At 40.4% G+C, this 1,454-nt stretch carries 1 protein-coding gene; it reads right to left on the reverse strand.

Annotated elements, in window-relative coordinates; genetic code table 11:
• A partial coding sequence (locus tag HT669_RS09865; protein ID WP_172933698.1) for a YSIRK-type signal peptide-containing protein occupies positions 1-1,229 on the reverse strand: 1,229 nt, incomplete at its 3' end.
• Between the last annotated feature and the right edge of the window lie 225 nt (positions 1,230-1,454).

Consider the following 1,454-nt stretch of genomic DNA (forward strand, 5'->3'; position numbering starts at 1 on the left):
GTTAAGCTCTTATCTGCTGCGATGGCTGCTTTTTCTGCTTGCGCTGCTTTTTCTAAGTCTGCTTTGGCAGCTTTCTTAAGAGCTTCTAAGTCACCATTTGTGTGGACGCCTTCAATGGCTGTTACACCTGCTGTTTTAGCTTCGGCTACTTTATCAGCGTCTTCTGCTGAGTCAATCTTAGCTTCTTCTTCTCTTTGCTTAGCTTCTAGTTCTTTGAGTTTTTCTGCTTTCGCTTCTTTTGTCAAACTCTTATCGGCATTGATTTCTGCCTTTTCTGCCTCTACTGCTTCAGCTAATGCTGCTTTGGCTGCTGTCTTAGCTGGACCTGTTTCTGCTTCTTGCCTTTCCCTTTCTTTTTTCTTAACCTCCCATTCGCTTTGCTTCATAAATATGTCTGTTTTAGGAACTAGAATAGTTCTCAGTACTTGATTATTCGAATCAATCACCTTCATATTAACATTGCCGGTTTTCACATCAAATTGTAAAGTTAGATGGGTTGCTGTCGGATGATGTCGAAAAACATCAAATGTCTGCAAATTATCTATAGCTTCGTCTTTATATAATTGATCAATTTTTCTGCCAGATTTAGGAACTTTACGTCTTACTTTATTAGATTCTGTAATATCATCATAATAGAGTTCGAATATTCCTGGTTTACTATTTTGAGTCAGCCAGTTGTACATACCCTGACCCCAGTAATCATAAAGCTTTATCGGAGTGTTAAAGATTTCATCTGGTACAGGAACCTGATCAACATTATATGAATAGTCCCCATTCAACCTTGATGCCCGGTCTTCCCCGACACTCCTAGCTCTTCTAACGGGAGCATGCTGACCAGAGTTACTTGTCTCTTCAGCACTTCTATCACTTCCGCTAACGGCACTACTGTTGCTTCTATCTGACCCTTCAGAACTTTCCCCATTATTGCTTGATGGAGAAGCGTCCCTATCACTGCCAACAGGAGTACGCTGAACAGAATTACTTGTTTGATCAGCACTTCGCTCACTTCCATTCGAAGCTTCACTAGCTCCCTCCGCAGCTGGATCCGATTTAGGCTCAGAACTCTCAAGAGACACCTCTGTAGCATTTACTGTAGTATCCGCCTGAACAACACTAGCTCGTGCTCCTAAAAACATCAATGCGGCAACCGCGACACTGGCGGCACCAAAGTGGTACTTACGAATGGAGTAACGGAAGACCTTTTCTCTGTTACACTTTCTAAAATCCATAACTCTTTCTCCTTTAAAGATATGATTGAAGAGAACATGTCATTTTCCTCTTCGATTGACAATAATATATAAATAGCAACTTACGACTATTTACCCCACTGTATCTCCTATGAATAATATACAGTCTAGTAGCAATTATACCACCCCCCCCCGAATTTTGCAAGGAAAAACATTTGATTTTTTAGGTTTTGTAATTCAAATGTAATAATGTCTTTAGTAAATCGA

This window comes from Streptococcus sp. 2100 (assembly GCF_013276335.1).
GTDB lineage: Bacteria > Bacillota > Bacilli > Lactobacillales > Streptococcaceae > Streptococcus > Streptococcus pseudopneumoniae.